The organism is Deltaproteobacteria bacterium, from assembly GCA_011773515.1.
Taxonomy (GTDB): Bacteria; Desulfobacterota; Deferrimicrobia; order J040; family J040; genus WVXK01.
Genome location: WVXK01000075.1, coordinates 13,084 through 15,659 on the forward strand (window position 1 = coordinate 13,084; position 2,576 = coordinate 15,659).

At 58.0% G+C, this 2,576-nt stretch carries 1 protein-coding gene and 1 pseudogene (1 of these 2 running past the window's edge); one reads left to right on the top strand and one right to left on the bottom strand.

The window, feature by feature from the left end:
- Window positions 1-1,095 (top strand): annotated as a pseudogene (locus GTN70_08570) (transketolase); it begins 748 nt to the left of the window's first position.
- 62 nt (window positions 1,096-1,157) lie between these two features.
- Here GTN70_08570 and GTN70_08575 read toward each other — a convergent pair.
- Entirely contained in the window at window positions 1,158-2,318 is a 1,161-nt protein-coding gene (locus GTN70_08575; GenBank protein NIO17037.1) for a redoxin domain-containing protein, read from the bottom strand.
- Window positions 2,319-2,576 lie beyond the last annotated feature (258 nt).

Below are 2,576 nucleotides of genomic sequence, written 5' to 3' on the forward strand. Positions count from 1 at the left end.
CTCGGCCAGGACAACGACCTGGCGCGCTACCGCGAGATCCGTCAGGAGGTGGCCTCTTCCTACAAGCCACCCGGGAGGCCTGCCCCAAAACTCAGGGTAGACACGGGCGTGTCGCGGGACTACGGGCCGGACCAGGTAACCGATAACCGGAGCGCCTTCGGCGCCGCCCTCTCCGACATGGCCGAGATCAACGCCTGCGGCAAGGACACACCGATCGTCGTCTTCGACTGCGACCTGGCGGGATCGGTGAAGACGGAGAAGTTCTCCCGCATCTGCCCCCACCATTTCTTCGAGTCGGGTATCCAGGAGCACCACACGGCCGTCATGGCGGGAGCCCTCTCCACAACGGGAATCCTCACCTTTTTCGCCGATTTCGGGGTGTTCGGCATATGCGAGACCTACAATCAGCACCGTTTGAACGACATAAACGAGGCGAACCTGAAGCTCGTGTGCACGCACCTTGGCATCGATGTGGGTGAAGACGGCAAGACGCACCAGTGTATCGATTATGTCGGTCTTTTTCGAAACTTTTTCGGTTTCAGGGTATTTATCCCGGGGGACCCGAACCAGACAGACAGGGTGATACGGTATGTCGCCGGAAGGGAGGGAAATTTCCTGGTGGGTATGGGGAGGTCGAAGATCCCCGTTCTCTGCGATGAATCCGGCGTCCCGCTCTTCGGGGGCTCCTACCGCTTCGAACCCGGAAAGGCAGACCTGATAAGGGATGGATCCGACGGGGCGATACTTACCTACGGCTCCATGGTGTACCGGGCGCTCGGGGCGTGGGAACGGCTCCGGGAAAAAGGGGTGCAGGTGAAGGTCTACAGCTGCGCCACCCCCGCCGAGCCCGACCTCGATGCGCTGGACGACGCTGCGGGGACGGGGCTGATCGTTACCTACGAGGATCACCATGCCGGGACGGGCCTGGGGGCCGTCGTGGGAGACGCGCTGGCTACCCGGGGGTTGGCGGGGGTGCGGTTCGTGAAGATGGGGGTGAGGGAGTACGGCGGCTCGGGGCCGCCCGAAGATCTCTACCGTGAGCTTGGCCTCTCTCCCGACCACCTGGTGGATGCCGTTCTGAAAAACATTCGATAGTGATTCGGCATGCAGAATGCAGAATGACGAATCGTTGGATGGCAGGGTTCTGGTGCCCGGGCCTACTTTTTGGATATGTTGAGCACCTTCTCGGGTATGAGCCGGACAGCCATATCCGCCCCCTCAGCGCTTCCTGCACCCCCCGTTTCGGGGTCGATAAACTCGGCGAGGTCGAAGGGCAGCCCCCCCTTTTCCATGATCTCCTTGAACTGGGCCGATGCCTCTTCTTTTTTGTCCTGTGAAAGGGCAAGCAGCGCCTCGAGGAGGGGCACCGTGGGCTCGTCTGGCAGCATCTCCTTGAGCTTGACGATCAGCTCGCCGGACCTGTCGAGCATGCCGAGGATGAAATACATGTACGCCAGGTCCCTTACCTCAACCGGCTCGGAGAAGGCTCTCTCCTCTATCGACTTCAGGGTCTCCTTTTTCTTCTCCTCCTCCTTCGCCTTGTGGAAGATAATCGCTTTCAGAAGGTAGGGGGAATAGAAATCGGGGTCCCTCTCGATCGAATCGTCGAGCTTATCTACGGCGTTTCGCGGCACCCGGGTCAGCTCGTCCTTCATGGAGACGTAGCGCTTGTAGAGGTTTTTCCCCAGGTTGTAGAAGAGCAGGGCATTGTTTTTTGGCTTCTTCGCCATGAGATACCGGACTTCCTCGGTCGGCTTTTTCTCCTCGATTCCCAGGAAGGCGTTCAGCATGCTCTTCAGTTCCTCGCGCGCCGCCGTGGGAAATCCGGGGTAGGCGCCTTCGATCTTCAGCTCTTTCGAGACCAGGACGGTGGTGGGTGTGCTGATCACACCGATCTCGTCGTACATCACCAGGTCCCTGTCTATGCCGAGGGGTATGCTCACGTTGAGCCTTTCCACCGTCTCGGTGATCGTTTTCATCTCCCCGCTGGTTATCGACTGGCTCTCCACGTTTATCCCCACGATGTTGATACCCTTCTCCCCGTACTCCTTCGCCAGCTCCTGGTTCGCGTACGTTATCAGCTGGAGGGACCGTTCGCTCCAGGTCGTCCAGAATACGAGCAGAAGGCCCTTCTCGCCGCAGAGCTTCTCCATCGTTTGCGTGTTGCCCTCCAGTATCGGGACTTCGTAATTTTTTATGGTGTCCCCCCTGGAGAGCGTCCTCAGGGCGAAGGAGCGGGAACTTTTGACTCCCATGAAGAGGGAGATCAAAATGGCGAGGAAAAGGGTGAAGATCTTTTTTTCGTTGTGTGCTCTCATCACCTGCTCCCTGAAGATTGGGTGCTATTGTAGCAACAATTCTTTTTTGGATAAAACACAATTTTTTTGAAACAGCGAAAAGATCGCTGTTTCACGGTTTTTTACGCTCCGGTCCTGTGCCCGCCCGGGCATGGTGGTCCGGTTTTTGGGCCTTACCGGTTAGACCGTTTAGCGGTGATAAAATTCAGAGTCCCGGCGGGACGGCCGCCGCATACCGGATCATTTCTTTGATATATTGAGCATCTTCTCGGCTATGAA

Coding starts and splice junctions, on each gene's coding strand:
- GTN70_08575 (NIO17037.1), bottom strand. CDS start 2,318: ATGAGAGCACACAACGAAAAAAAGATCTTCACCCTTTTCCTCGCCATT.